General features: G+C 27.3%; 17 protein-coding genes and 2 pseudogenes. 16 read left to right on the forward strand and 3 right to left on the reverse strand.

Features of this window, described 5'->3' with window-relative positions:
• The first annotated feature begins 54 nt into the window (after positions 1 to 54).
• The 4 genes from KJR01_RS08020 to KJR01_RS08035 are packed head-to-tail and all read left to right on the forward strand — an operon-like array spanning position 55 to position 3,742.
• Entirely contained in the window at positions 55 to 1,155 is a 1,101-nt protein-coding gene (locus KJR01_RS08020; RefSeq protein WP_214118389.1) for an ABC transporter substrate-binding protein, read from the forward strand.
• Positions 1,156 to 1,161: 6 nt separating this feature from the next.
• Positions 1,162 to 2,211: a FecCD family ABC transporter permease gene (locus KJR01_RS08025; protein ID WP_214118390.1), complete on the forward strand. Its 1,050-nt coding sequence runs from the start codon at positions 1,162 to 1,164 to the stop codon at positions 2,209 to 2,211.
• Positions 2,205 to 2,966 carry an ABC transporter ATP-binding protein gene (locus tag KJR01_RS08030; RefSeq protein WP_214118392.1) on the forward strand — a complete coding sequence of 254 codons (762 nt, stop codon included), beginning with the start codon at positions 2,205 to 2,207 and terminating at the stop codon, positions 2,964 to 2,966. The genes KJR01_RS08025 and KJR01_RS08030 overlap by 7 nt, the downstream gene beginning before the upstream one ends.
• The gene (locus KJR01_RS08035) at positions 2,963 to 3,742 is read left to right on the forward strand and encodes an ATP-grasp domain-containing protein (RefSeq protein ID WP_214118394.1); all 780 of its coding nucleotides are present in this window, start codon (positions 2,963 to 2,965) and stop codon (positions 3,740 to 3,742) included. Before KJR01_RS08030 ends, KJR01_RS08035 begins: the two co-directional genes overlap by 4 nt.
• An 11-nt stretch (positions 3,743 to 3,753) precedes the next feature.
• Here the strand turns inward: KJR01_RS08035 and KJR01_RS08040 are convergent, their stop codons facing one another.
• Positions 3,754 to 4,299, reverse strand: a complete 546-nt coding sequence (locus tag KJR01_RS08040) for a gamma carbonic anhydrase family protein (RefSeq protein ID WP_214118397.1) — start codon at positions 4,297 to 4,299, stop codon at positions 3,754 to 3,756.
• A 51-nt stretch (positions 4,300 to 4,350) separates the two neighbouring features.
• On the opposite strand from KJR01_RS08040, the gene KJR01_RS08045 reads away from it, so the two are divergent.
• Positions 4,351 to 6,219, forward strand: coding sequence for a DUF1561 family protein (locus KJR01_RS08045; RefSeq protein WP_214118399.1), 1,869 nt, complete (start codon positions 4,351 to 4,353; stop codon positions 6,217 to 6,219).
• A 1-nt stretch (position 6,220) separates the two neighbouring features.
• Here KJR01_RS08045 and KJR01_RS08050 read toward each other — a convergent pair whose 3' ends face one another.
• The gene (locus KJR01_RS08050; RefSeq protein WP_214118400.1) at positions 6,221 to 6,982 is read right to left on the reverse strand and encodes a glycosyltransferase family 25 protein; all 762 of its coding nucleotides are present in this window, start codon (positions 6,980 to 6,982) and stop codon (positions 6,221 to 6,223) included.
• Positions 6,979 to 9,480: a preprotein translocase subunit SecA gene (gene secA / locus KJR01_RS08055; RefSeq protein WP_214118402.1), complete on the reverse strand. Its 2,502-nt coding sequence runs from the start codon at positions 9,478 to 9,480 to the stop codon at positions 6,979 to 6,981. The genes KJR01_RS08050 and secA overlap by 4 nt, the downstream gene beginning before the upstream one ends.
• Before the next feature lie 81 nt (positions 9,481 to 9,561).
• Between secA and lolA the strand changes: the two genes are divergently transcribed.
• The 11 genes and pseudogenes from lolA to KJR01_RS08105 form a co-directional block, all read left to right on the forward strand.
• A complete protein-coding gene (gene lolA / locus KJR01_RS08060; protein WP_214118404.1) occupies positions 9,562 to 10,092 on the forward strand; it encodes a LolA-like outer membrane lipoprotein chaperone in 531 nt (176 codons plus the stop codon).
• A 4-nt stretch (positions 10,093 to 10,096) separates the two neighbouring features.
• Complete coding sequence (aroB, locus tag KJR01_RS08065; RefSeq protein WP_214118405.1) at positions 10,097 to 11,128, forward strand: 3-dehydroquinate synthase; 1,032 nt, start codon at positions 10,097 to 10,099, stop codon at positions 11,126 to 11,128.
• The gene (locus KJR01_RS08070) at positions 11,125 to 12,693 is read left to right on the forward strand and encodes a mechanosensitive ion channel domain-containing protein (RefSeq protein WP_214118407.1); all 1,569 of its coding nucleotides are present in this window, start codon (positions 11,125 to 11,127) and stop codon (positions 12,691 to 12,693) included. Before aroB ends, KJR01_RS08070 begins: the two co-directional genes overlap by 4 nt.
• Complete coding sequence (gene mtaB, locus KJR01_RS08075) at positions 12,677 to 13,924, forward strand: tRNA (N(6)-L-threonylcarbamoyladenosine(37)-C(2))-methylthiotransferase MtaB (protein ID WP_214118410.1); 1,248 nt, start codon at positions 12,677 to 12,679, stop codon at positions 13,922 to 13,924. The genes KJR01_RS08070 and mtaB overlap by 17 nt, the downstream gene beginning before the upstream one ends.
• A complete protein-coding gene (locus KJR01_RS08080; protein WP_214118412.1) occupies positions 13,899 to 15,419 on the forward strand; it encodes an AAA family ATPase in 1,521 nt (506 codons plus the stop codon). The genes mtaB and KJR01_RS08080 overlap by 26 nt, the downstream gene beginning before the upstream one ends.
• A gap of 9 nt (positions 15,420 to 15,428) precedes the next feature.
• Entirely contained in the window at positions 15,429 to 15,962 is a 534-nt protein-coding gene (mog, locus tag KJR01_RS08085; protein ID WP_214118414.1) for a molybdopterin adenylyltransferase, read from the forward strand.
• Positions 15,963 to 16,048: 86 nt separating this feature from the next.
• Positions 16,049 to 19,918: a hypothetical protein gene (locus KJR01_RS08090; protein WP_214118416.1), complete on the forward strand. Its 3,870-nt coding sequence runs from the start codon at positions 16,049 to 16,051 to the stop codon at positions 19,916 to 19,918.
• Between the two features lie 271 nt (positions 19,919 to 20,189).
• Positions 20,190 to 20,876, forward strand: a pseudogene (locus KJR01_RS10585) (cache domain-containing protein); the annotation flags it as partial.
• A 363-nt stretch (positions 20,877 to 21,239) separates the two neighbouring features.
• Positions 21,240 to 21,734: pseudogene (locus KJR01_RS10590) on the forward strand (methyl-accepting chemotaxis protein); the annotation flags it as partial.
• A 37-nt stretch (positions 21,735 to 21,771) separates the two neighbouring features.
• Complete coding sequence (locus KJR01_RS08100) at positions 21,772 to 22,083, forward strand: DMT family transporter (RefSeq protein ID WP_214118419.1); 312 nt, start codon at positions 21,772 to 21,774, stop codon at positions 22,081 to 22,083.
• A gap of 594 nt (positions 22,084 to 22,677) precedes the next feature.
• A partial coding sequence (locus KJR01_RS08105) for a beta strand repeat-containing protein (protein ID WP_214118422.1) occupies positions 22,678 to 25,922 on the forward strand: 3,245 nt, incomplete at its 3' end.

The raw sequence follows: 25,922 nt of genomic DNA on the forward strand, positions 1-25,922 counted from the left end.
TTAATATTTTTTATTTAAAATATTAGTTCTTATTATCATTATTAAGGAGAACTAATGTTTAAAGGCTTATTAAAAAGCTTAGTTGTGGCGAGTGTTTTATGTGTTGGTGCTAATGCTAAAGTGGAAGTAATTAAAGATGTTTTAGATAGAGAAGTTAAGGTTGATTTACCTGCTAAAAGAATAGTTCTTGGATTTTACTATACTGACTTTTTAGCAGTAGGTGGTAAGGACGCTTTAAAAAATGTAGTAGGATTTTCTAAGGAAGTTTGGACTGGTTGGACTCCTGCTAGCTGGGACGCTTATATTAAAGTCTTACCGGAGTTAAATAATATAGCTGATGTTGGAGAAGTTGAGCTAAGTACATTTTCGGTTGAAAAGGTATTATCTTTAAAACCTGATTTATTAGTATTAGCTGATTGGCAATATGAGATGATAAAAGACCAGCTTGAACCAATTAATAAAGCAAATATTCCTATTGTAATACTTGATTACAACCGCGAAAGTGTTGAAAGACACATAAGAAGCACCGAAGTTATAGGAAAAATTACAAATAACGAAGCAAGAGCAAATGAGCTTATAAGTTTTTATAAAGGCATAATTGATGATGTGCAAGAAAGAATTAAAAAAGCAAATCTTAAAAAGCCAAAAATTTATATAGAATTTGGAAATCTTGGTCCAAAAGAGCATAGTTATACTTTTGGTAAAGATATGTGGGGTGCTTTAATTGACCTTGCAGGTGGGGATAATATAGCAGCACCACTTGTAGAAAAATGGATGTCAATTCATCCTGAAGAAGTTTTAGCAAGTAAGCCTGATGTAATAATAATTGCTGGTCGTGAAACTGAACTTAAGAAAAATCCAGAAGCTATGGTAATGGGTATTGGAATTAATGAAGAAGAAGCAAATAAAAGGCTAAATGGTTTTAAAACTAGAGCAGGTTGGGATAGTTTGCCAGCTATAAAAGATAATAGACTTTTTGCAGTATATCAAGGAGCTAGTAGAACACTAGTTGATGCTTCTATGGTGCAATTTATTGCTAAAGCTTTATATCCTGATTTATTCAAAGATATAGACCCTATTAAAACTTATATTGATTATCACAAAAAATATCTTCCGATAATTCCAACAGGTTCTTTTGGTATCCAAGCTAAGTGATAAAAGATGAATTTAAGTAAAGAAATAATCGCTCATAGAAAATATGAGCGAAAAAAATTTGTAATTATTGTATTTTTTATATTTTTGGGTATTTTAGGTTTTGTGTGTGATATAGCTGTAGGTCCATCTATGATAAGTCCTATTGAAGTTGTAAAATCAATTTTAAAAGCGTTTTTTATTGATATTGAAGTTGATAATACATCGTATATAATCACACATTCATTAAGATTACCTATGGCTGTTATGGCTTTAGTTGTGGGTGCTGCTTTAGGTTATGGTGGAGCATTAATTCAAACTTTACTTAACAATCCTATGGCAAGTCCATATACTTTAGGACTAGCTGCTGCGGCTGGTTTTGGAGCTTCACTTGTGATTGCATTTGGATTTGCAGGAATTAGTCTTTATTTTGCTGTTCCACTTGGTGCATTTACTATGACTATGGTTTGTTCTAGTGTTTTGTTTTTGTTTGCAAAATCAAGAGCTTTTAGTTCTGAAATGTTAATTTTAGTAGGTATTGCGCTTTTATTTTTATTTCAATCATTGTTATCTTTAGTGCAATACATAAGTGCTCCTGAAATTTCTCAACAAATTGTTTTTTGGCTTTTTGGCTCACTTCAAAAATCAAATTGGACTAATGTAATTATAGTTGGAGTGGTTACGATTATTTGTGTTATTTTACTTATAAAGGATAGTTGGGCGTTGTGTGCTTTTAGACTAGGTGAAAATAGGGCTGAAGTTTTGGGCGTTAATTTATCTTATCTTAGATTTAAAGCATTGCTAATTGTATCAATTATGAGTGCAACGGCTATTTCTTTTGTAGGAGTTATTGGATTTATTGGGCTTGTATCTCCTTATATAGCTAGAATGCTTGTAGGAGAAGACCAAAGATTTTATATGTTTACATCTATGTTAATTGGTGCTGTATTTTTAAGTTTTTCTTCTGTGATTTCAAAGATTATAGTAATAGGGACTTTATTTCCTATTGGAATTGTTACTTCTTTTGTTGGAGTGCCATTTTTCTTTTTTATAGTATATAGTAGGAGAAGGGTATGCTAATCTTAAAAGATGTAAATGTTAAAAGAGCTAATAATTTAATATTAGATAAAATCAATTTAGAATTTGAAAATGGAAAAATATATGCAATAATAGGTGCAAATGGTGCTGGTAAAAGTTCGCTTTTAGATGCTATTTTTGGCAGAGTAAAAGCAGATGGAAAAATTAGTTTAGATGATTTTATTTTAAATAAAAAAACTTATAAATCTTGGCAAAACAATATTGCTTATATGTTGCAAGATTTTAATTCTAATGCAAATCTTAGTGCTTTAGAAGTAGTTTTGCTTGGAAAATTAAAAAAATTAGGGCTTTTTATAAAAGATGAAGAATTAGAATTTGCATTGAATATAATGAAGGGTTTAAATATTAATCATTTAGCTAATAAAAATATAAACGCACTTTCAGGCGGACAAAGGCAGATGATAAGTTTTGCTCAAGTGTTAGCAAAAGAGCCAAAAGTATTATTACTTGATGAGCCTGTGAGTGCTTTAGATTTGCATTATCAATGCTTATTGCTTGAAGCTTTAAAGGAGCAAACCTATACTAAAAACTTAATTAGTATTGTTGTTTTGCACGATTTAAATTTAGCTTCAAGGTTTTGCGATGAGCTTATAGTTTTACATAAAAATTTAGTTTATCAAAAAGGTTTAGCAAATGACATTATCACAAAGCAAATGTTAAAAGATTTATATGATGTAAGTGTAAATGTTTTAGCTGATGAAAATAAGCCTTTAATATCACTTTTAGGAACAAAATGAAAATTTATATAGCAATGCAAGATATTTATAAAGAAGGTTCTATAGGTCTTAGAATACTTAAAAATGAGTTTTTGAGCTTGGATTTTGAATGTGAGTTTTTTGTGTGGCAAGAGTATGAGAATTTAAAAGATTGTGTTATTTTGCCACTTGGTGTTTGGGATTATTCTCTTAAAGTAGATGAGTTTTTGAGATTTTTAGATTTTTGTGAGTTAAATAATATTATTTTAATAAATAATACAAAATTAATTAGAAAAAACTTAGATAAATCATATTTACTAGATATAAAAGACGCTGTAAAATCTAATATTGTAGATATTAAAGATATAAAATTAAAGCCAAATCAAATCATAAAACCCTTAATAGGTCAAAGCGGAAATGGTGTAGCAAGGTTTAATGATGATATTAATTTACAATTTTATAAAGATAAAGCCTTAATTCAAGAATACATTAACCACAATAGCGAAGCTTGTTTGGTATTTTTTGAAGGGGCATATCAATATAGTATTTTAAGAACTAAAAATAATGATTTTAGAGCAAACTATAATTATGGTGTAAAAATAGATGATTTTAATCCAAGCGATGAGCTTATATCTTTAGCTAGCAAATATATTCCAAAAGATAGCTTTTATGCAAGGTGTGATATATTTTTGGCTGATAGGTTTTATATAAATGAAATTGAATGTATTGAACCTGCTTTGTATTTTGATAAAAAGCCAGAGTTTGCAAGTATTTTTGCAAATAAAATGAAAAAATATTTAAATTCCTTAAAATTTTAAGGAATTTGATTTTAAGAATTTTCCAGATATTTTTTACTAACTTCTGCATATTCTAAAGCTTGGTTTTTAATAGCTTTTATTTCTTCATTGCTTAATTCTCTAACAACTTTTGCAGGACTTCCTTGAATTAATGAATTTGGTGGAAAAACTTTATTTTTAGTTACTAATGAATTTGCACCTATTATTGAGTTTTCATTAATAACCGCCCCATCCATAATCACGCTTCCCATTCCTACTAATACATTGGAATTTATCGTGCAAGCGTGGATTATAGAGTTATGTCCAATGGTTACAAAATCCTTTATTATGCAAGGTGTTTTAGGACTAATCTCAACTCCTAGTTCATCATATAAAGCTCTTGCTACATGAATTGTAGAATTATCTTGGATATTTGTGTATTTTCCTATTTTTATATTAGCTACATCTGCACGAATAACTGCATTAAACCATATTGATGAATATTCATCAATTGTAGTATCTCCAATGATTTTAGCTCCATTTGCTACAAAAACTGATTTATTTAAATTAGGATAAAAACTATCGTATTTAACTAACATTTGCTTTCCTTAATAATAATTTTTATTATATAATATAAAAAAGGAGAAAATATGAAGAAAATATTAGTTATATTTTTATTAAATATAATACTTTTTGCTGATTCTATTGCTCAACATAAGGCTGATAAAATTCAAGATTCAAGATTATTTGTTCAAGCACACGATGGAAAATTATTTTGTCTTAGTCCTAAGTTAGCTGATGGAAGATTGCTAGTAGGTATGCAAGATTGCAAGAACTCAAGTATCACAAGATATGATGTATATAAAAGACTTGCGTTTAGATATAATGATAGTTGGGTTTGTGCGTCGCTTGGGGATAGAATGAAAAATGGCAAGATGGGGAGTGATTATGTAGAACTTCGCCCTTGTGTATTAAACGATAAATCTCAATGGTTTGATATTAATAATGATGCTTTTAGCTTAAAGGCATTTTCAAATATGAAAATCACAGAAAAGAACTTTTTATTAGTGGCTACTAAAAATAATTTTGGTAATAAAATAAAAATTTTTGAAGGCGTTATGAAAGAATGGCTTGAAGCTATTGCGCCACCTGTAAATTACGCTTTAAAAACACCAATATATTTTTATGTAGAAAATAGAACAAGTGGAGTTAGAACTAAGTATTATTTGGGTAAAAATAATGCGAATAAAACCAATCCAACTAATTTTTATTATGATTTTAGTTCAGGTAAAATTGCTTTATATAACAATGGTAATTTTGAATGTTTAAAGACTAATTTATCTAATTTAAATGCTAGTTATTTAAGGTTCGAGAAATGTAATTTTGAAGATAGAGAGAATGATTTTTATTGGAATTTAAATTTATTTGATGGTTCTTTTATTTTTGATGGTAAAAATAATATTTTAGAAGTTGCAAGGGGCAGTGATTTAGGTAAATTATTCGTAGTTACAAAAGATTATTATAAAATTAATCTTGCGGGAAGTTCATTAAAGAATACTCAATTTTTCTTTGATAGTAGTGTGTATGATTTATGGAATTTTAATTATAGAAATGCGGGATTTAATTCGCACAAATGTGGAAATGAAAGAAGAGTAAAAAGAGATTTAAATTTCTTTAACTTAGCTAATTTTAATGTTTTAGATGAGAATTGGATAAGAAGACTTTATGCGATAACAAGAACAAGTGATAGTAGTAATGATGCTAGTGGAATTTGTGGAATTTGTATGCTGCAAACTTTTGAAATAGTATCTTTATTAACTCAAGTATATCCATATAATCCTGAACTAGAAAATAATAATCAAGGTTATTTATTTGATTATAGCGATCATAGGAGTCCTTTTGTATCTTTTCAAAGAAGAAATCCAGCATTATATAATCTAATGCAAGGAGCTTTTAACTTTTGGGGAAATGAGTTGGTTTTTGGAGAGCCAATTTATCATAGAGGAGTTAGGGCGATTTGGGCTTTAACTAGAAATATATTGCCAAGATTTGATTGGAGTTTAAGTTCAGTTTATACTGGAGATGATATTGGTAGAGAATTAATAAGACTTACTCGTTCTCCTGCTGGTTCTTTATATATAGCTTTAGTAAGCCTTAGTAATGGTAGAGCTCACGCTATTCCTATAGTTATTACAAATCACGGGGTTGTGGTAATTCCAACAAATAATGAAAATATAAGCGAACAAGAATATTTAGAATTAGTAAGACCTGCTAATAATTTAAGAAGTTTAGAGCTTTCTGTTACGGCAAATGGAAGATATCAAATAGAGGCATTAACTTTAATTGGTTTAGTTGGAAATAGAGATAATGTATTAGGAGAATACTTAAATCAGTTTGATTGCACCGGAGATGGTAGTTTTAGAAGGGGTAATGGTAATTTCTTAAATCCAAATAATGCAAATACTTGCAATAATGGAAGATGTGAATTAATGGAAATTGATTTTATGTTTAGCAATTAAGCTAAACATAATCTCTTGGCTTTTTTAAAGACGGGATAAAATATATAATTTTTTGTTTGATTGTTTTGATAATTTTGCCAAATTTAGAACGTCTTTTCAAATTAGCATTTTCATTTATTGAGCTTTGAAAATTAATATCTACATTAATTAATATCGGATACACAGCATAAGTATTAAATAATAATGTATTAGATGTGTAATGATCTGCGGCCATATATATTTTTTTTGTTTCGTTGAATAATTTTTCAGCTCCTTTTTTTGTTATATAATATCCATGAGTTCCGTTGCCTCTTCCAATTATCTTTCTTATATTCCAATTTTTTATTTTATGATTAAATTTTAAAGAATAAGGTGTATTGATAATATAACCATCATCTCTATATTGTTGCCAATAATGTCCTAACAATATTAAATCAGTATTTTTTGGAAATTCATTTTTATATTTTAAAAATTCTAATAAATTCTTATCAAATACTGCATCATCTTCTAAAATAATTGCGTCTTCTAGATTTTGTTCTATAATTTTTTGATAACATAATCTATGGCTCATAGCACAGCCTATTTCGCCTAAATTTAATGGTTTTCTAAGATATTTTAATTGAATTTCAACTGAAGCTACGTTGTTTTTTATTTCATCTTCACTCAACGCTTTGCCATATACAGCTTTAATTATTTCATAATTAAGCCCTAAGCTTTCGCAAAGGGCTGTTATTTTTTGTCTTTTTTCTATATCTTGCTCAAGATTAATTATAAAGAATTTCAAGCAAATACGCCTTTTTGTGGCCCACTTTTACCACAACAATCTTTATATTTCTTACCACTACCACAAGCACAAGGTTCATTTCTTGATTGCTTTTTGATAGGTTTTTCAATTTCTTGAATTTCTTCATTAGTTTCAGGCATTCTTAGTTGAATTATTAGTAATACTTTTATACTTTCACTTTTAATTCTTTCAACTAGCTCCATAAATAAATTATAACTTTCTCTTTTATATTCTACTAATGGGTCTTTTTGATTATATCCACGAAGACCAATACCTGTTTTTAAAATATCCATTTGATACAAATGCTCTCTCCAAGCACCATCTAAAACTTGTAGATATAATAATTTTTCAATTCTTTCCTTTTCACTATCAGGAACTATGCTAAATTTAACTTTTAACATAGTAGTTATTGCATCAATAATAACACTTCTGCTTTCTTCTGTGTTTAAAGTTTTTAATAATTCTAAATCTAGCTCTAAATTAATTTCATTTTTGAATAATTCTGCTAAATTTTCAGCACTTAAATCATTTAAGTTATGAATTAAATAATCCACATATTCAGCTATATTTTGCTCAACTTTTGTCTCAATATCATAATTTGTATCTAGCAATTCATTTCTATATTTATATATAGTTTTTCTTTGTTCGTTTGCTACATCATCATATTCAAGTATATGTTTTCTACTTTCAAAATGAAGATTTTCTACCTTTTTTTGAGCACTTGCTACTGCACGAGTTACAAGTGAGCTTTCTATGCTTTCACCTTCAGCGATTTTTAATCTAGTAAAAATTGCTTTTAGCTTATCTCCACCAAAAATTCTTAATAAATTATCTTCAAGACTTAAATAAAATCTACTAACACCAGGATCACCTTGTCTTCCAGCACGACCACGTAATTGATTATCAATTCTACGGCTTTCGTGTCTTTCAGTTCCTATTATATATAAGCCACCCAATTCTCTAATCTCATCAGTAATTTTTATATCAACACCACGACCAGCCATATTAGTTGCAATAGTAACTGCTCCTTTTTTACCTGCATCTTTGATTATTTCAGCTTCGTGAGCGTGATTTTTAGCATTTAATACATTGTGAGCTATTTTTGCCTTTTTTAAATACTCGTGTAAAAGCTCGCTTTTTTCAATACTTGCAGTTCCAACTAATACAGGTTGTCCTTTTGCGTTAGCTTTTTTTATTTCATCAACTACGGCTTTAAATTTCTCATCTTGAGTTTTATAAATTAAATCATCTAAATCTTTTCTAATTACAGGCACATTAGTTGGGATTGTAATTACGTCAAGGTTGTATATTTGAGAAAACTCAGTTGCTTCAGTTTGAGCTGTTCCTGTCATACCAGCAAGTTTTTCATACATTCTAAAGTAATTTTGGTAGGTAATATCTGCTAAAGTTTGACTTTCTTCTTGGATTTTAACTCCTTCTTTAGCTTCAAGTGCTTGATGTAAGCCTTCGCTAAAGCGTCTTCCTTCGCTAATACGACCTGTGAATTCATCTACAATCATTACTTCGCCATCTTTAACAACATAATGAGTATCTTTTAAAAATAAATTATTAGCCTTTAAAGCTTGGTCTAATTGATGAGCTAAAATAGCATTATCAAGACTATATAAATTATCAACTCCAAATAATTTTTCTGCTTTTGAAATTCCTTGCTCTGTAATTAAAATAGTTCTATTTTTCTCATCTGCTATAAAATCTCCACTAGGTTTTTCTTTAGGATCATCTGGTGCAACTCCGCGAACCATTTGTTTAGCTACTTCATTAGCTCTTATATAACCATCTAATGTTCTATTGGTTGGCCCTGAAATTATTAATGGAGTTCTAGCTTCATCTATTAAAATACTATCAACTTCATCAACGATTACAAAATAATGTCCCCTTTGAACTTTATCTTCAGCATCAAAGCACATATTATCTCTTAAATAATCAAAACCAAATTCACTATTAGTTCCATAAACAATATCACACGCATAAACAGCTTTTCTATTTCTATGGTCGTTTCCTACTAAAATACCAACACTAAAACCAAGAAAATTATATATAGCACTCATCTCATTAGCATCTCTTGCTGCTAGATAATCATTTGTTGTTACTACATGAACGCCTTTTTTTGTCATTGCGTTTAATACCACAGGTAAGGTTGCTACTAAGGTTTTTCCTTCCCCTGTTTTCATTTCTGCTATGCTTTTATCATTTAAAACCATACCACCTATTAATTGCACATCATAATGTCTCATTCCAAGCGTTCTTTTGCTAACTTCTCTTACTATTGCAAATACATCTTCTAAAACTAAATCTAAATTATTATTGTCTTCAAGCACTTTATTTTGTAGGTTTTGAAATTCGCTTTTAATTTCTTCATCATTTAATTTTTGATATTTTTCTTCTAAAGAATTTATTTTTAATACTCTTTTTTTGTAGGCTTTAAGAAGTCTATCATTACGAGTTCCAAATATACATTTTGCTATATTTTTAAACATTTAAATTTACCTCTTGGTTTTGATTTTTGAATATAATTATATTTGTTAAAATAAATAAAAGGATATTTAAAAGGTATTTAAATGATTATTAAAAAAATCTTTTTGCTTTGTATTTGTGGAATTTTTGCTTTTGCATTTAAAATTGATAATATAAATTACAATAGTTTTGAAGCTGATTTTATTCAAAAAGTAGTTGATTTGAGTAATAAAACTTTAATATATGAAGGTAAATTTTATTATCAAAATGAAAAAAGTTTATGGCAATACCTAAACCCTGATGAAAAAAAAGTTTATATTACTAAAAATGAAGTTGTAATAATTGATGATGACTTAGAACAAGTAATTATTAGTAAAGAACAAATTGATTTAGCAAATATTTTAAAAAATGTTTCTTTATATGAAAAAAAAGAAGATTTTGTAATCTATAAAGCTAAGTATGATAATATAATTTATTATGTAAAAGTGCTTAATAATCTTTTAACAAATATAAGTTATAAAGATGAATTAGATAATCAAGTAAGCATAGATTTTATAAATTCAAAAATTAATTTAAAAATAAATGATGATATTTTTAAATATAGTATTCCAAAAAATTATGATGTAATAAGGTGAGGTTATGGTAATAGATATTGATTTAAAAGATAAAGCATATAAAGTTTATATAGATGAAGAATTAAAAATAAATAAAGATTATGTAATTTTAACTAATACAACTTTAGAAAAACTATACTTAAATGATGTTTTACAAAAAATAGGAAAACAACCAAAAGCGATAATAGTTATACCAGATGGAGAAGAATACAAAAATCAAGAAAGCGTTAATTATATTTTAGAAGAACTATTTAAAGCTGAAATTAGTAGAAGTGATTTGCTAATTAATCTTGGCGGCGGGGTAATTAGCGATATTGGTGGCTTTGTAGCTAGTATTTATAAGCGTGGAATAAAACATATAAATATAGCTACAACCTTACTTGCTAGTGTTGATGCAGCAGTAGGTGGTAAAACAGGCATAAACAATGCTTATGGCAAAAATCTAATAGGCACATTCAAGCAACCTAGTGCTGTTTATATTTTCACAAATTATTTTAAGACTTTAAAAAAGGCTGAATTAAGTGCTGCTATGGCTGAAGTTATTAAAATGGCTGTTTGTTTTGATTTGGATTTTTATAACAAATTAAGCAAATTAAGTTTTGATGATATTTTTGATAATATCTTAGAATTTGTAGAAAAATCAATAAAAATTAAAGCAAATGTAGTAATAAATGATGAGTTTGAAGATAATCTTAGAATGAAACTAAATTATGGTCATACTTTTGCTCATGTTATAGAAAATGAGACGAATTATAAAGGCTATTTACACGGAGAAGCTGTTGCTATTGGTATGGTTATGGCTAATAAATTGGCTTGTAATTTAGGTTTAATTTCAAAAGAATTTGAAATAAGTATTTTAAATACTTTAAAGAATTTTAATCTACCTACATTTTATAAAATCAATTCATCTTCTAAATTCTATGAAGGATTTTTCCAAGACAAAAAAACTCTAAGTGGAAAAATCAATTTTATTTTACCTAGCAAAGAAGATTTAAGCATTATTAAAAATGATATTTCAAAAGATGAAATATTAAAAGTTTTAAGGGAATTTGAATGAGATTTTTATTAGCTTTTTTTGTTTTTGTAACTTTTATTTATGCAGAAAATACAGAAGAATTTACAAAAAACCTTGAAGGAGTGTATTCTGTCAAGGAAAAATTGCATATTATAAATAATGAATTAAAAGACAATATCACTATAAAAAATTATAAAAATTATCAAGAATATTTAAGATTAAAAAATGAATTAAAAGAAGCAAATGAAAATTTATTAAAAGCTAAAAAAACTCAAAAAGAACAATTAGAAAATACCATAAAATCACTTGAAGATAAACTAAGTGTATTAAAAGATTATGAAAGCTACAGCGTAGTAAAGTATTTAAATCTACCTAGTGAGCCTACTGAATATAAAAAGATTTCAAATATTTATTTAGTTATTGAAGGTTTATCAGAGCGTAAAGAATTAGCTAATGAGAAAAAAGAATATGAAATAAAATTAAAAGATTTTACTACATTAGTATCTAAAATAGATAAGAAAACAAAGCTTTTACAAGAACTATATGACATTGAGCCAAGTGAGAATTTAAGTCAAGAATTAGTATATTCTATAAAAGAATTAAATGATTATAAAAGCGCTTTAGAAAATATCACAAATGCTTTTGAGATATTTAAAGTTAAGGCAAATAACACAATTAAGCTTATAAATAACGATATAAAAAAGCAATATGATAGTGCTATATTTTTTATAGCAATTATTATTTGTATATTTATTGCTAGGTATTTATTAGGCTTGATGCTTAGAAAATATGTTGATGATAAAGATAAAGTTTATACTTCTTTCAAGATTTTAAATATATTTACTTTTATTATTGTTTCTATGTTTTCTATATTTTATTTTGTTGAAAATATAAGCTATTTAGTAAGCGTATTAGGATTTGCATCAGCTGGTCTTGCTATTGCTATGAAAGATATGTTTATGAGCTTACTTGGTTGGGCTACTTTACAATTTGGTGGTGGCTTTCATGTAGGTGATAGGGTAAAGGTTAGTAAAAATGGAGTTACTTATGTAGGAGATATTATTGATATTTCTTTACTTAAGATGACTATATACGAAGATGTTACATATACTACTTTTTTGACAAATCGTCGTGCTGGAAGAATTATTTACATACCAAATCACTATATTTTCACAGAATTAATATCAAATTATAATTATTCTTATATGAAAACCGTTTGGGATGGAATAGATATAGTAATAGATTTTTCAAGTAATCTTGAAAAGGCAAAACAAATAATTTTAGAATCAGCTAGTTCTCATACTCAAGCATTCAGCGATAGTGCAAAAAAAGCAATTCAAAAAATGAGAAATCATTATCAAATGAAAAATTCAGGAACAGACCCAAAACTATTTGTAATGTTAGAGCAATACGGGATTAAAATATCTATTTGGTATATGACAAATTCAAGAGAAGCTCTTAAAATGCGTTCAATAGTAAGTGAAGAAATTATTAAAAGATTAAAAGCAAGTGATGATATAAAATTAGCTTTCCCATCACAAACTATTTATATGGATAAAAGAAATAATCAGCCATTTTTAAAGGATAATAATGAAAATATATATTAAAACTTTTGGTTGTAGAACCAATATTTACGATAGCGAATTAATCAAAAGCTATATAAAAGATAATGAAATAATAAATGATGAATTACAAGCTGATATGATAGTAATCAATTCTTGCACGGTTACTAATCAAGCTGATTTAGGCTTAAAGCAATATATAAGACATATTAAAAATCATAATCCAAATACTAAATTCATCTTAACAGGTTGTGCTGCAGCAAGTATTGGCAAAAGCTTATATGATAGCAAAATAGTTGATGGTGTAATGGGTGCGTCTTTAAAATCAAATATAAATAAGTTTATACTAAATCCAAAGGAATTTGATTTAGGAAATCTAAATTTCATAGATGAAAAAATAGTAAGCAATTACGAAAACCACACAAAAGCATTTGTTAAAATCCAAGAAGGCTGCGATTTTGCTTGTTCTTATTGTATTATTCCTAGTGTAAGGGGTGGGGCTAGAAGCCTAAAATTAGAGCAAATTATAAATCAGATAAAAACCCTAGCTAATAATGGTTATAAAGAAGTAGTTTTAACAGGCACAAATATAGGTAGTTACGGAAAGGATTTAAATCTATCTTTAGCAAAATTACTTAAAGAAATTAGCAAAATAAATGGGATTAAAAGAGTTCGTTTAGGTAGCATTGAGCCGGTTCAAATTGATGATGAGTTTAAAGAATTATTAGACGAAGATTTTATTGAAAAACATCTTCACATAGCCTTACAACACACAAATGAAAAAATGCTAAAACTAATGCAAAGAAGAAATAAAGCTTATAAAGACTTAGAATTATTTGAATATTTAGCTAATAAAGGTTATGCCTTAGGCACTGATTATATAGTAGGTCATCCAGGTGAGAGTGATGAAATATGGGCTGATGCTATTAATAATTTTAAGAAATTTCCAATAACTCATCTTCACGCTTTTGTGTATTCTAAAAGAGACGGGACAAAAAGCGTAGAATTAGCAAAGACTTTAGGCGAAGTTGATAAAAATATCTCAAAGCAAAGATTAAACGAGATTAAAGAAATTACTAGATTAAAAAATTATGAATTTAGAAAAAATCAAAAAGATTTAATAGTATTAGTAGAGCAGTTTAAAGACGGCTATTATCAAGGATATGACCAATATTTTAATCTAATTAAAATCAAATCAGATAAAGACTTATTAAAAACTTGGATAAATATTAAAGATTACGAGGTAGAAATTGACAAAAATAAAGCCATTTACTAAAAATATCAAAATAATAATCGCTTGCATAATTCTTGCAATTATAGCTTTAGGAATATTTTCGCTAAGTAAAAAAGAGCAAAATATATCTTTAAACGAGTTTTCATCATTAGAATTAAAAAATATTTCAAATGCTTACATTTATGAAAATATGCTTTATTTTTCAATAAATGATAAAGATTATAAAATTTTAGCTGATGAAGAAATAATCAAAAAAATCTTAAAATACAAAAGCGTAGAAAATAAAATAGAATTTGATTATTCAATAATTTTAGTTTTTATTATGATAATAATTTTTATTTATTATCTAATATACTTAAGAAATCTTAGCACAAAACAAGGCATATCAAATCATCCAATTAATAATGTCTTAAAGCCTGAATTTAGATTTGTTATCAAAACAGATAGTAATTTTAATGATATTATAGGTCAGTTTAAAGCCAAAGAAGAATTAAGAAAATTAAGCTCTATTTTTAAAACCAACAATCCTTGCTTAATAAAAGGAGTTTTATTAACAGGTGCTAGTGGAGTAGGTAAGACTATGTTAGCAAGAGCTTTAGCAAATGAGTGTGGAGTTAATTTTTTATACCAAAGTGCAAGTAGCTTTAATGAAATTTTTGTAGGTCTTGGAGCAAAAAGGGTTAGAGAATTGTTTGCAAATGCTAAAAAATTAGCACCTTGTATAGTTTTTATTGATGAAATTGATGCACTTGGAAAGCAGCGTGGCAATGCTTTAGCAAACGATAGTGAAAATACACTTAATGAATTGCTAACTCAAATAGACGGCTTTGCAGAGCTTAAAAATGTCTTAGTAATTGCTGCTACAAATAGAGCTGATGTTTTAGATACGGCTTTACTTAGAAGATTTGATAAAAAAATTCATTTTACCTTACCAAATTATAGCGACAGAATAGAGTTCTTTAAACAACTTATTAAAAAAGATTTAATAAGTTCTGATTTTAATTTAGATTATTTAGCTTATATTTCAAAAGGTTTTAGCGGGGCTTCTTTTAAAAGCTTAGAAAATGAATTGTTACTAAGAGATAGATTAAGCGAAAGAGAAATAATACATGAGATTTTAGTGATAAAGCACGGCATTAGCGAAGATTTAGAATTAAGCGAAAACGAGCAATATATTCAAGCTATTTATCAAGCAGGTAAAATCACTATGGCAAAGATTTGTGATGCGAATTTAATTTATGCTAATTTATTTACATTTGAGTATTTTTATCCAAACGAGCATATAAAATCATTTTCAGAAATAAAAAACGAAATCAAAATTCTTTTATCAGGAATGTTAGCAAATGAATTATTTTTAGGCGAAAATTACAATAATTTTTCTAAAGATAGAGATAAAATACAAGAATTAAGCAAATTTTATGTGGAATTTGAAATATCATCTTTAGAAGAAGAATGTAAAGAATATTTAAAAGCTTATGAAGAAGAGATTAAAAATACAGCAAATGAATTGCTTTTAAATAAAGAAATATTTTTTTAAAGGATAAAAATGGATATTATAAAAATAGGGATAATTACGAGTTCAGATAGAGCAAGTGCAGGAGTTTATGAAGATATTAGTGGAGCAGAAATTAGAAAAATTATGCAAGAATATTTATTAAATGAAATTGATTTTAAATACTCATTAATCCCTGATGAAGAAGAACTGATTACAAATGAGATTATTAAAATGGCTGATGAATTTGAATGCGATTTGGTATTTACCACAGGTGGAACAGGACCAGCTTTAAGAGATGTTACACCAGAAGCAACAAAAAAAGCAATCGAGCGTGAATTACCAGGCTTTGGAGAATTAATGCGTGCAAGCTCACTTAAGATTGTCCCAACAGCAATCCTAAGCCGTCAATTAGCAGGGACAAGGGGTAAAACTCTAATAATTAATCTTCCAGGTAAGCCAAAAGCAATTCGTGAATGTATAGAGCCTATTTTTCCTGCGATACCATATTGCCTAGACTTAATGAATGCAAGTTATATAAATGAGAGCGAAAATGCACCAAAGGTATTTAGACCTAAAAGTAAGTAAAAAATATTCAAAAATGCACATAAGTGCAATAATTATTTAATAAAAAAAATTATAATTTAGAACTTTAATTTTTTAAGGAGAATAATATGAATAGGAAAATTGTGTTTTCATTAGTATTATTATCGGCTTTTTCTTATGCAAATGCAGAGAATAGAACGCCATTACAAATAGGTATAGCGAGTGGTGATACTCCGCAAAGACATCAAGGACACTTAGATAAGTGTGTGGATTTAAAAACAAGTAATAGAACTGTAGATGGTTTGAATGATTGCACTAAATTGAGAAAATTTAATGATGATATTTATTTTCATTGTAAAGCAGATAGTAATGTTGGACTTACAGAGCATTCGAGCTATTTCCATTTAATAAATATCTTAACTCAAAAAGGCGATGTTGTTAAAAACCCAGAAAAGGTTAGATATGAAGCATTAAGACAATGTGGAGTTAGCTATTTTGATGCTAGAATGTATTCAGCTTATAAAATGGCTGTAAAATATACACCTTATAGTGAAGCTAGTAGCTTTGTTAATAGTTATAGAGATAATGTTATTAAGAAAAAATTGGCTGATTCCAACACTAAAGAAGTATGCAAAAAAGTTCTTGAGGCAGAATTAAATTATATTAACAATTATGCTGGTAAAAGTCTAGATGATATTGATTATGACCCGTATTACTCTGCAGTAGGATTTAAGGCACCTGTAGTTCAAGAATTAATTAATAATAAAGAATACGGAATCGGTAATATAAATTTAAAATCTAGTCTAAAAAATAGAGATAAAAAAATTGTTCAAGATTTTTATAAAGAATTTAAAGTAAATACGACAGGTAGGGTTGTAGTTTCAAGTAGTCCAACTTATAAAAATAGTCAATATTTAGTGTATTTATTAGACCAAAATGAGTTTGCAGGTAGCAACGGTTGGGTATATAGAAACTTTTCAAATATTGTTGGCGATAGAACTAACGCTAGTGATGTATCAGGTATGAAAGGTTGTTCTAGCTTATCAAATGGTAGCTTAACAACTCATAGTATTGCTTCTTGGGATACAAACAAATTAATTTTTGTTAATGAAAATTATAATAACTCTGTAGTATTAGGTGTTTGTGATGTTTATAATAAATATTTAGAATTAAACAATAATCCTAATATTTTTGCTAAAAACAGAGCTTTAGAAGCCATAATTTTAAAGAATTCAAAAATTAAGCCTTATAGTTCAAATGATTATTTTGCTGATTATAATGATAATGCAGCTGGCAATCGTGTTAATGATTATGCTGGTGGCGTTAGTAAATGTTATAATTATGATTTAGAAAATTATAGCTCTTATCTAAGTAGAGCTTATTATTTTGATTGGAGAAATGAATTAGATTATAGGAAAGATGATGCAAAAGAAATTGCAAGAAGAAACTATATGTTTAGTATTCATAAACCAAATGATACACATAAGGGTATTTTTGATAGTGAAGGTAGCACTTATAATTTTAGTGTGAATGTTAGACCATCATTACAATATCTTCCAAGCAATACTGATGAAAATAATACAATTGTAACTAATTTAAGAGTGAAATTTATTCCTGATGCTGATTATTATCAAATCACAAATGAAGCAAATCAAACTGATAAAAAAGATAGCAAACCTTTAAAAGTTACTAATTTAGATGATGTATATATTGCTTTAAATAACTATAAAACTCCATTTAACGCTGAAGATAGAAAAGCAAATAATATTTCAGTTAAATATTATTTAACAAGTTTTCAATTGACAAAGCAAAGAATGGCAGATGCGAATGGTGCAGTAGATTCTAAAGCAGAAGTGATTTCAACTAACGAGCATTTTGAGTTAGTTCAGAAAGAAAACATAACTGGTTTTGGATTAAAATTTACAAAAGATACATTCAAAAAACTAGCTAAAATTGATGATAATGATTTATTAAAAGGTAATGTTTATAAATTCACATTTAAACCTTTAGAGATTATGGAGCAAATAACAGAAACTAATAGAGAAGAAGAGTGTCCAAAAACAAGTGGAAATTGTGTTGTTAAAGATGTAACTAGAAGTTATCTTAGACCAATGTTTCAAGCTTCAGGTGTTGATATTGTAAAAGGTGCTCCAAAGGGTAGTGTAGAAATTATCTTAGGTCATAGTGAAATGCCAAATGGTATTAATTTTGGAACAGCTTATAATAATATTGATGCTACTAAAATATTAGAAAATAATAAAATTGCTTCAAATACAAAGGTAGCTGATAAGATTTATACAAGAACAAGTAGTCAAGATATATATTTAGGCTTTACAAAACCAGATGTTAAAGTTCTTTATAAACAATACATTAAGTTTTATAATGGTTCTGATGAGTTAAATGCAGATATTTATAACGGAACTCAAAAACTTTCAAAATCAATTACAGAATGTAAAGGTTATTATCCAATTGATAACAAAATGGTTTTACATTTAAAAGATAAATTAGCTGTAAATCAAAATTATCAATATAGATACGAAATTGCAGAATACGATAGCACTTTTGAAGAATGTTCAGTATTAGGCGATAGAAGTTCAAATACATTCTCAATTAGACCAGATAGCATTACTTATAAAGTAGGCACACTTGATACATTTGATAAAAAAGCAGGTAAAGAAGATAAAAAATATCCAAACAATAATGTAACTTTCACTGCGGATTTAAAAGATGATAGATTTGGAATTAGTGTTGCAGAATTAAAAGTAAGTGATTCAAAAGGTAGTGTTAAGAAATTCTATTTAGAAGATAAAAACTCAGTTCAACTAAATCAAGTTGGCTCAAAAGCTACTAGTAGAACATTTGTTGATTTTAATAAAACAAATGGTAATTTTGATATAAAAACCGTGTTTCCTTTAGTAACAGACGCTCAAATAGCATTCTCTGAAAACAAATTTACTATAGGAGATTTAGAGCAAGATTTATGCGTGAATTCTAACGCTGCTGTAGATATTACTAATGCTAATAAGATTAATTCAGATGGTAAAATTAACTGCCAAACTCCAGGTAATGAACTTACTGTTAATTTTATAGCAGATGAGACATTAGGCTTAGAAAAAGACAAGAATGAAAATGTAAAGATCCCAGATGTAACAAATAAAAATTTTGTTAATTATGTTCCATTTAGCGATAATGATAGTGAAAGATTAACTATCCCATTACAAATCACAAGCAAAAATGCTAATGAATATTTTTATAAAAAATTTAGCGATAATGAAGCAGAATTAAAATTGGTTTTAGATTACAGTAAAGTACCTGATTTAAATAAAATGATTATAAAGGTAGATCCACGTAATACTACATTAGATATTACAGCAACTAGCAAGATAGGTGAGTTTAGCATAAATAATCTAAATAAGACTTTTGATGAAAAATTAGTAGAACTTCAAGGTGCAAAATTAAGTGATTATGATGAAAATAATTTTGATGCAAAAGACTTTGGTAAAATCAATTTCAAAATTGGTTATTTAAAAAATACAGGCACTAAGCCTAATTTAGACCCTGTATTTAAAATAACTGGAGCAAATGCTGAAGTAAAATTTAAAAACTCTAAACCATTAAAATATCCTAATATCTTGACAAATTCATACGAATTTGCTTATACAGGAATGTTCTTTAAGGATTTAAAAGAAACTAAAGACAAATCATTAGTTATCAATTATGACAACGCTGGGGTGTTTAAATATGATAATAATAAATTTGTTAAAGTTCCAAACGCTAATATTAAAGATTTTACAAAATTATTTAATGGAGCTAAGGGTGATTTTACCTTTACTAGTGATTATTCAAAAACTACATTTAGTGGAGATACATATAATATTCCAAGCAGTGTAGAAAGTAATCAATATTTTAAAGATACTTTAAGATTTAGAATTGATCCAAAAAAAGCCAATAGTTACTTAAATTCTGACGCTACATTTACAATTGAATTTGTAAAATAATTATTTAGCCCTTAGTTTATCTAAGGGCTTTTATTTTTAACATATATTTTCTTATTAATTTATTTATTATTTTTTTAACATTATTTTAACTTAGCATAAATAGAATTAGCGATTTTAATTATTAAAATATTAAAGGAGCTATATGAAATTATCTTACAAAATTACTTTATTTGCTTTTGTTTCATTACTAATTATCAATTTAAGTGCTATTTTAGTAGCTAGTAAAGGTATGAATGAATTAGACAATATCGCTCAAGAAGCTCTTGATGGTATGAGTGTTGATGATGCGAAAAAAACAGCAGTTAGTATTACTAGCTTAATTACTTCAATGTCTAAAAAAATTCATTCAACAAGTGAAAATCAAGAAAGTTATAATAAAAATATTCTTACATTTTTAAGTGAATTAGACTTAAAAAATCGCTCTGTTAATTTATTTGTAATTAATAAAAAAGGCGAATATGTAATGCACTATCTAAAAGATAGAATTGGTGAAAATGCTTATAATAAAAAAGATTCTAATGGTAAATTATACATACAAGAAATAATTCAAACAGCAAATAATGGTGGTGGATTTGTAACAACCCATATGAAAGCTGATAAGACAAGACCAGAAAGAGATGTAGTGTATTATGTAGAAAAAGATAGTTTCAATGATTATGTATATATAAGCGTAATTTACTTAGTAGAAGCTAAAGAAGAAATAGCAGAAATTAGTGCAAAAGTATTAGATAAGAAAAATGAAGTTGTTTTAAACTATTCTGTATTTGCAGTTATTTTATGTATTATTATTCTTGCTTTATGGCTGATTGTTATTAGAATTTGGATTAGCAAACCATTAAATGAACTAACCCAAAAAGCTTATGATTTATCTAAAGGAGATGGGGATTTAACTAAACTTTTAGAGATAAAAGGCAAAGATGAAATAGCAAGTGCTAGTAAAGCTATAAATGATTTTATCGGTAAGATTAGAATTTTAATTAACGAAGTAAAACAAATATCTTATGAAAACAAAACAATAGCAGCCGAGCTTAGTAGTGTTAGTATGCAAACAGGAAAAAGAAGTGAAGAAAGCTTTAATATAGTTGAAAATGTTGTTGAAGAAGGTAAATTAACCAAGGATAGTTTATCATCAGGCATAAATAGTGCTAATGATAGTAAAAATGAACTAAGAGGTAGCACAACTAGTATTCACGAGACCATTAATGCTATTAATTCATTAACTAATCAAATAAATCATAGTGCTGATATAGAAAGTGCTTTAGCTAGTAAGATTGAGCAATTAAGCCGTGATGCTGATAATGTTAAATCTATTTTAGAAATAATTAATGATGTAGCAGACCAGACTAACTTACTTGCACTAAATGCTGCAATTGAAGCAGCAAGAGCAGGAGAGCATGGTAGAGGATTTGCCGTAGTAGCTGATGAAGTAAGAAGTTTAGCAGAGAGAACTCAAAAAAGCCTTAGTGAAATAAATGCAACAATAAGTGTTATAGTTCAAGGTATTAAAGATGCAAGCGAACAAATGAGTGATAACTCTAAGCAAATTGGCAATCTAACAAATGTTGCAAATGGTAGTGAAGAGCTAATTAAAAATATGGAACAAAAATTAAAAGAAGCAATAATTAGTAGCGATAAGACTGTGGATAATTATATTAACGCTAGCAAACAAATTGAAGATATTTTAAATGAAGTTTCGCAAATTGCAAAAATTACTAATGAAAACGCAAGAAGTGTAGAAGAAATAGCAAAAGCTGCAAGTCAATTAACTAATATCAGCGAAGAATTAGATAAAAAATTAAGCGAATTTAAATCATAATATATTCTTGCTAAGATTTTGTATTTAAGGAGTTTTAATGTCTTGGATATACTTAATCTTAGCAGGTGCTTTTGAGATTGGTTGGCCTATTGGCTTTAAATTAGCTAGTAATGGCTCAAAAATATGGATAGTGTTTTCTATAGTATCAATGGGGCTTAGCGGGTTATTTTTGTATTTAGCGCAAAAAAATATTCCTATCAGCACAGCTTATATTGTATGGACTGGTATTGGTGGGTTAGGAACGGCTTTGATTGGGATTATGGTTTTTAATGATAGTATTAGCTTTTTAAAACTTATGTTTTTAAGTCTTATATTAATAGGGTTAGTTGGAATTAAAATTGTAAGTTGATATTAAAAAAGATATATTTTAATAATTTGTTTATTTTATTAAATCTTATAAATATTTATATAACTTAGAATATATTTATATAAAATATTTAAAAATATTTTTAATTTTATAAATACCCCCCCCCATTTTGTTAGTAATTGATTAACCTTTATATATTGATTTTTAACTATAATAAAGCATTTTTCATTTATTTTTTAGGGGAGAAAATGAATAGAACTATAAAATTATCTTTAATAACTTTTATATTAGCGGGGGGGGGGTAATTTAGCTCTTGCTGATACTATTCCAAGCACTGCTATAAATTCTTTAGCGTATGCTAAAGATACTATTAGTAATGGCAAAACTATAACAAGCACTACTTATTCAAAACCAACTGATATTACTCATACACAAGGAAATATTTATATAGGTGAATACAATACTAAACACACTATAAATGATTTAAATATTAGTTCTAGCGGTAATCTGTGGGCTGGTGTTATAAGGGGTAATGTAACTTTAAATAATGTAAATATAAGCAAATCAGCTGTTGCAGATAACGATCAATATGGAATTATATTAGATACAAGCGGTAAAAACAACCCTATTTTAAGTATGAATAGTAGTAGTCTAAAAAATATATCAATTAATACTATGGGTTCTGATGGTAATCACGGCATTGCTACAATTACTCTAACAGACACTACTTTAGATAATGTCAAATATGCCAATAAACCTTTTAAGGTAGGGTCGAGCTTGACTATCTTAAACTCAACTATAAAAGATAGCGATTTTAAGCACAATACTACTATAGATAATTCTGTATTATCTGGTACCATAAAAGGAAATATTACGCTTGTTAATAAAGTGGATTTATCTAAAGCTACTATAGATACTACTGATTTAAAATTGAATAATATCGAAGTTAAAGGGCTAGGAAATGATAAATCAGAATTGAAAGCAAGTGGTTTAATAACCACTTTAGGAAATGTTATGTTGAATAATATTTCAATTGCCAAAGCTAATTCATTAACCGGTAAAACACACCATATAACCATAGGTAATGATAAAGAAGGAAATAATACGAATATAGTTATAAATGATAGTATTCTTATAAATACAGCTATAAATCGTTATACAAATAAATATACAAATACAGCTTTAACCATAAATAAAAGCTTAGTAACTAATGTTAATTTTGGTAATGCTGATTCTGGGCTTGAAAATGTATTTATAAATGATAGTATTATTAATAATACAGATAGTAATGTAAGTATTAACAAAGGCGATAATAAAGGAACTTTTTATTTTAAAAATTCAGAAGTAAATAGCGTTATAAATGGTGGAATTCTTAATTTTGATAATTCACAAGTTAAAGGTAATATTAGTGGTGAGCTTAATTTTACAAATAAATCAAAAATTAATGCAACTATTAGCAGTGGTAATATTACTTTAGATAATTCAGAAATAAGTGGAAGTATAACTGCGAGTAATTTAACTGCTACAAACGGCTCAATTATAAATAGTAACTCTACTATTAGTGGAACTACAAATATAAGTGATAGCACAATAAAAGCTGATATTTCAAGTAAGAATTTAAATATTACAAATTCAACTGCTAGTGGAACTGCTGATAAAAAATTAGATATACAATCTACCGGAAATCATATGCAATTAACAGGAGTTGCATTTAATGATGTTTCTCTTGGTTCTGGAAATTTTAGAATTGATTTAAATGGAGATAATGTCTTTAATAGAATTTTAGTTAAAAATGAAAATATAAAAGGAACAGGTCATCATATAACTTTAGGTAATAATGCTAGTGCTACATTTAATGATAGTGAATTTATAAATACTGCTATTAATAATTACTCTTGGACTTATAACAACACGACTACTTTTAATAAATCAAAATTTACTAATACTTCAATAGGTTCAGCTAGTGCAGCATCTACTTCTAAAGTGTATATAAACGATAGTGAAATCAACAATACAGATACTAATGCAACAATAGGTGGTGGGACTATTTATCTTACTAATTCCACAATAAATAGTGATTTTACTGGTGGTCATATATATTTTGATACTAAAAGTAAAGTAACAGGCACTTTAAAAGGTTCTAGTTTTCATTTAAACAATATTACTAAATCAGCAATTAATGATAATATTAAGTTAGAAAGTGGAAATATAATTGCTTATGAAAGTCTTGAATTAGATGGTAAAAAGGATTTCATAAAAGAAAATACGGATTTAAATTTTTTAATTGAAAATAATTCGGAACTAAGGCTTAATAATTTAAATATATCAAATACGGAAATTAATTCTTGGAAATATAATAAAGATGAATTGACAAATAATAAATTATATATATCAAATTCTACTTTAAATGAAGTTGGGATTGGCTCAAAGGTTAATGGTGCTATTAAATATCTAACCGATTATTTAAGTTTAGATAATGTTGATATAAACAATACTCAAGCAAACAAAACTATGTATGCAAAAGTAATTGATATTAAAGGTGGTAATATAACAATACCTATGATTACTACTCTGCATCAAATTTATGCAAAAAATACAGATGGAAGAGATTTTTTCAATGTAAATAAAACTGATACTTTTATCAATGTAGATAATGCAGTGATTAATTCAAATATAGAAACAGGCGAACTTCATCTTAAAAACAATTCAGTTTTAAATGGAAATATTCAAGGAACTCATAAAGTTTATATAGATAATTCTACTCTTAATGGAAATATTACGAAAGATAATAGAAATACTTGTTATGAGCAAGAAGGCTGCACCGGAGAAATAGAAGATGTAATCATCACAAACTCAACTATAAAAGGTGATATAAACGAAGTAGGTAATGTAAGCTTAACTAATACTAACCTAGAAGCTTCAAATGTAATAGTAAAAAATGATATTATTATAGACAACTCAACTAGCACAGAAACAAAAACCATCACAGGAAATTTCAAAGTAGGCAATGACTTTAAATCAAGTAATACAATTATTCAAGGTAGTATTAATACTACAAATAATATGGAATTAAATAATTCTAATATTAAAGGCGATATAACTGCTAATAATTTAACTTTAAATAATTCTAGTATTACTAATAAAGCTGATGGTTCTACTAATACTATAAATGTTACAAACGATTTAACTATAAATAACGAAAGCCAAACTACTATTGATGGAAATTTCAAAGTAGGCAACGACTTTAAATCAAGTAATACAATCTTTAGTGGAGATATAACTGCAAATAATTTATTAAGCGATAATAAAAGCACTTTTCAAGGTAATGTTAGTGCTGATAGTATAAGTGCAGTTGGTTCTATATTTAAACAAACTCTAACTATTACAGGCGATAGTAAAAACAATGTCTTAGATAAAGCTACATTAGAGCAAGGCATAGTAATTGATAGTAAAGGTGCACAAGTAAGTGTAATAAATGGCTCAGAAATCAAAGGAGAAATAAAAAACGAAGGCTTTATAAATGTAGAAGAAGGCTCAAAGGTATCAGAAAAAGTAACAGGTAGTGGTATTTTAAAAACCGATGGAGCTTTTTATGAAGATAATGTAAGTATGGGTAAGATTGAAGGAGAGAACAATACCTTTAAAGGCGATGTAATTATTACAAATACAAATACCGAAGTAAAAGCTGATAATAATACCTTTTTAGGCAATGTATCAGTAAATAATGGTAAACTTAGTGCTACTACTAATAACAACTTTAAAGATATTAATGCTAATAATATTGATTTTATAAACGATGATATAAAAACAACCGATGAAATCAAAGCTCAAACAATAAAAGTAGATGATAAGCTAGTAATTAAAAATATAGATTTAAAAAC

This window comes from Campylobacter sp. 2018MI10, from assembly GCF_018501175.1.
Classification (GTDB): Bacteria; Campylobacterota; Campylobacteria; order Campylobacterales; family Campylobacteraceae; genus Campylobacter_E.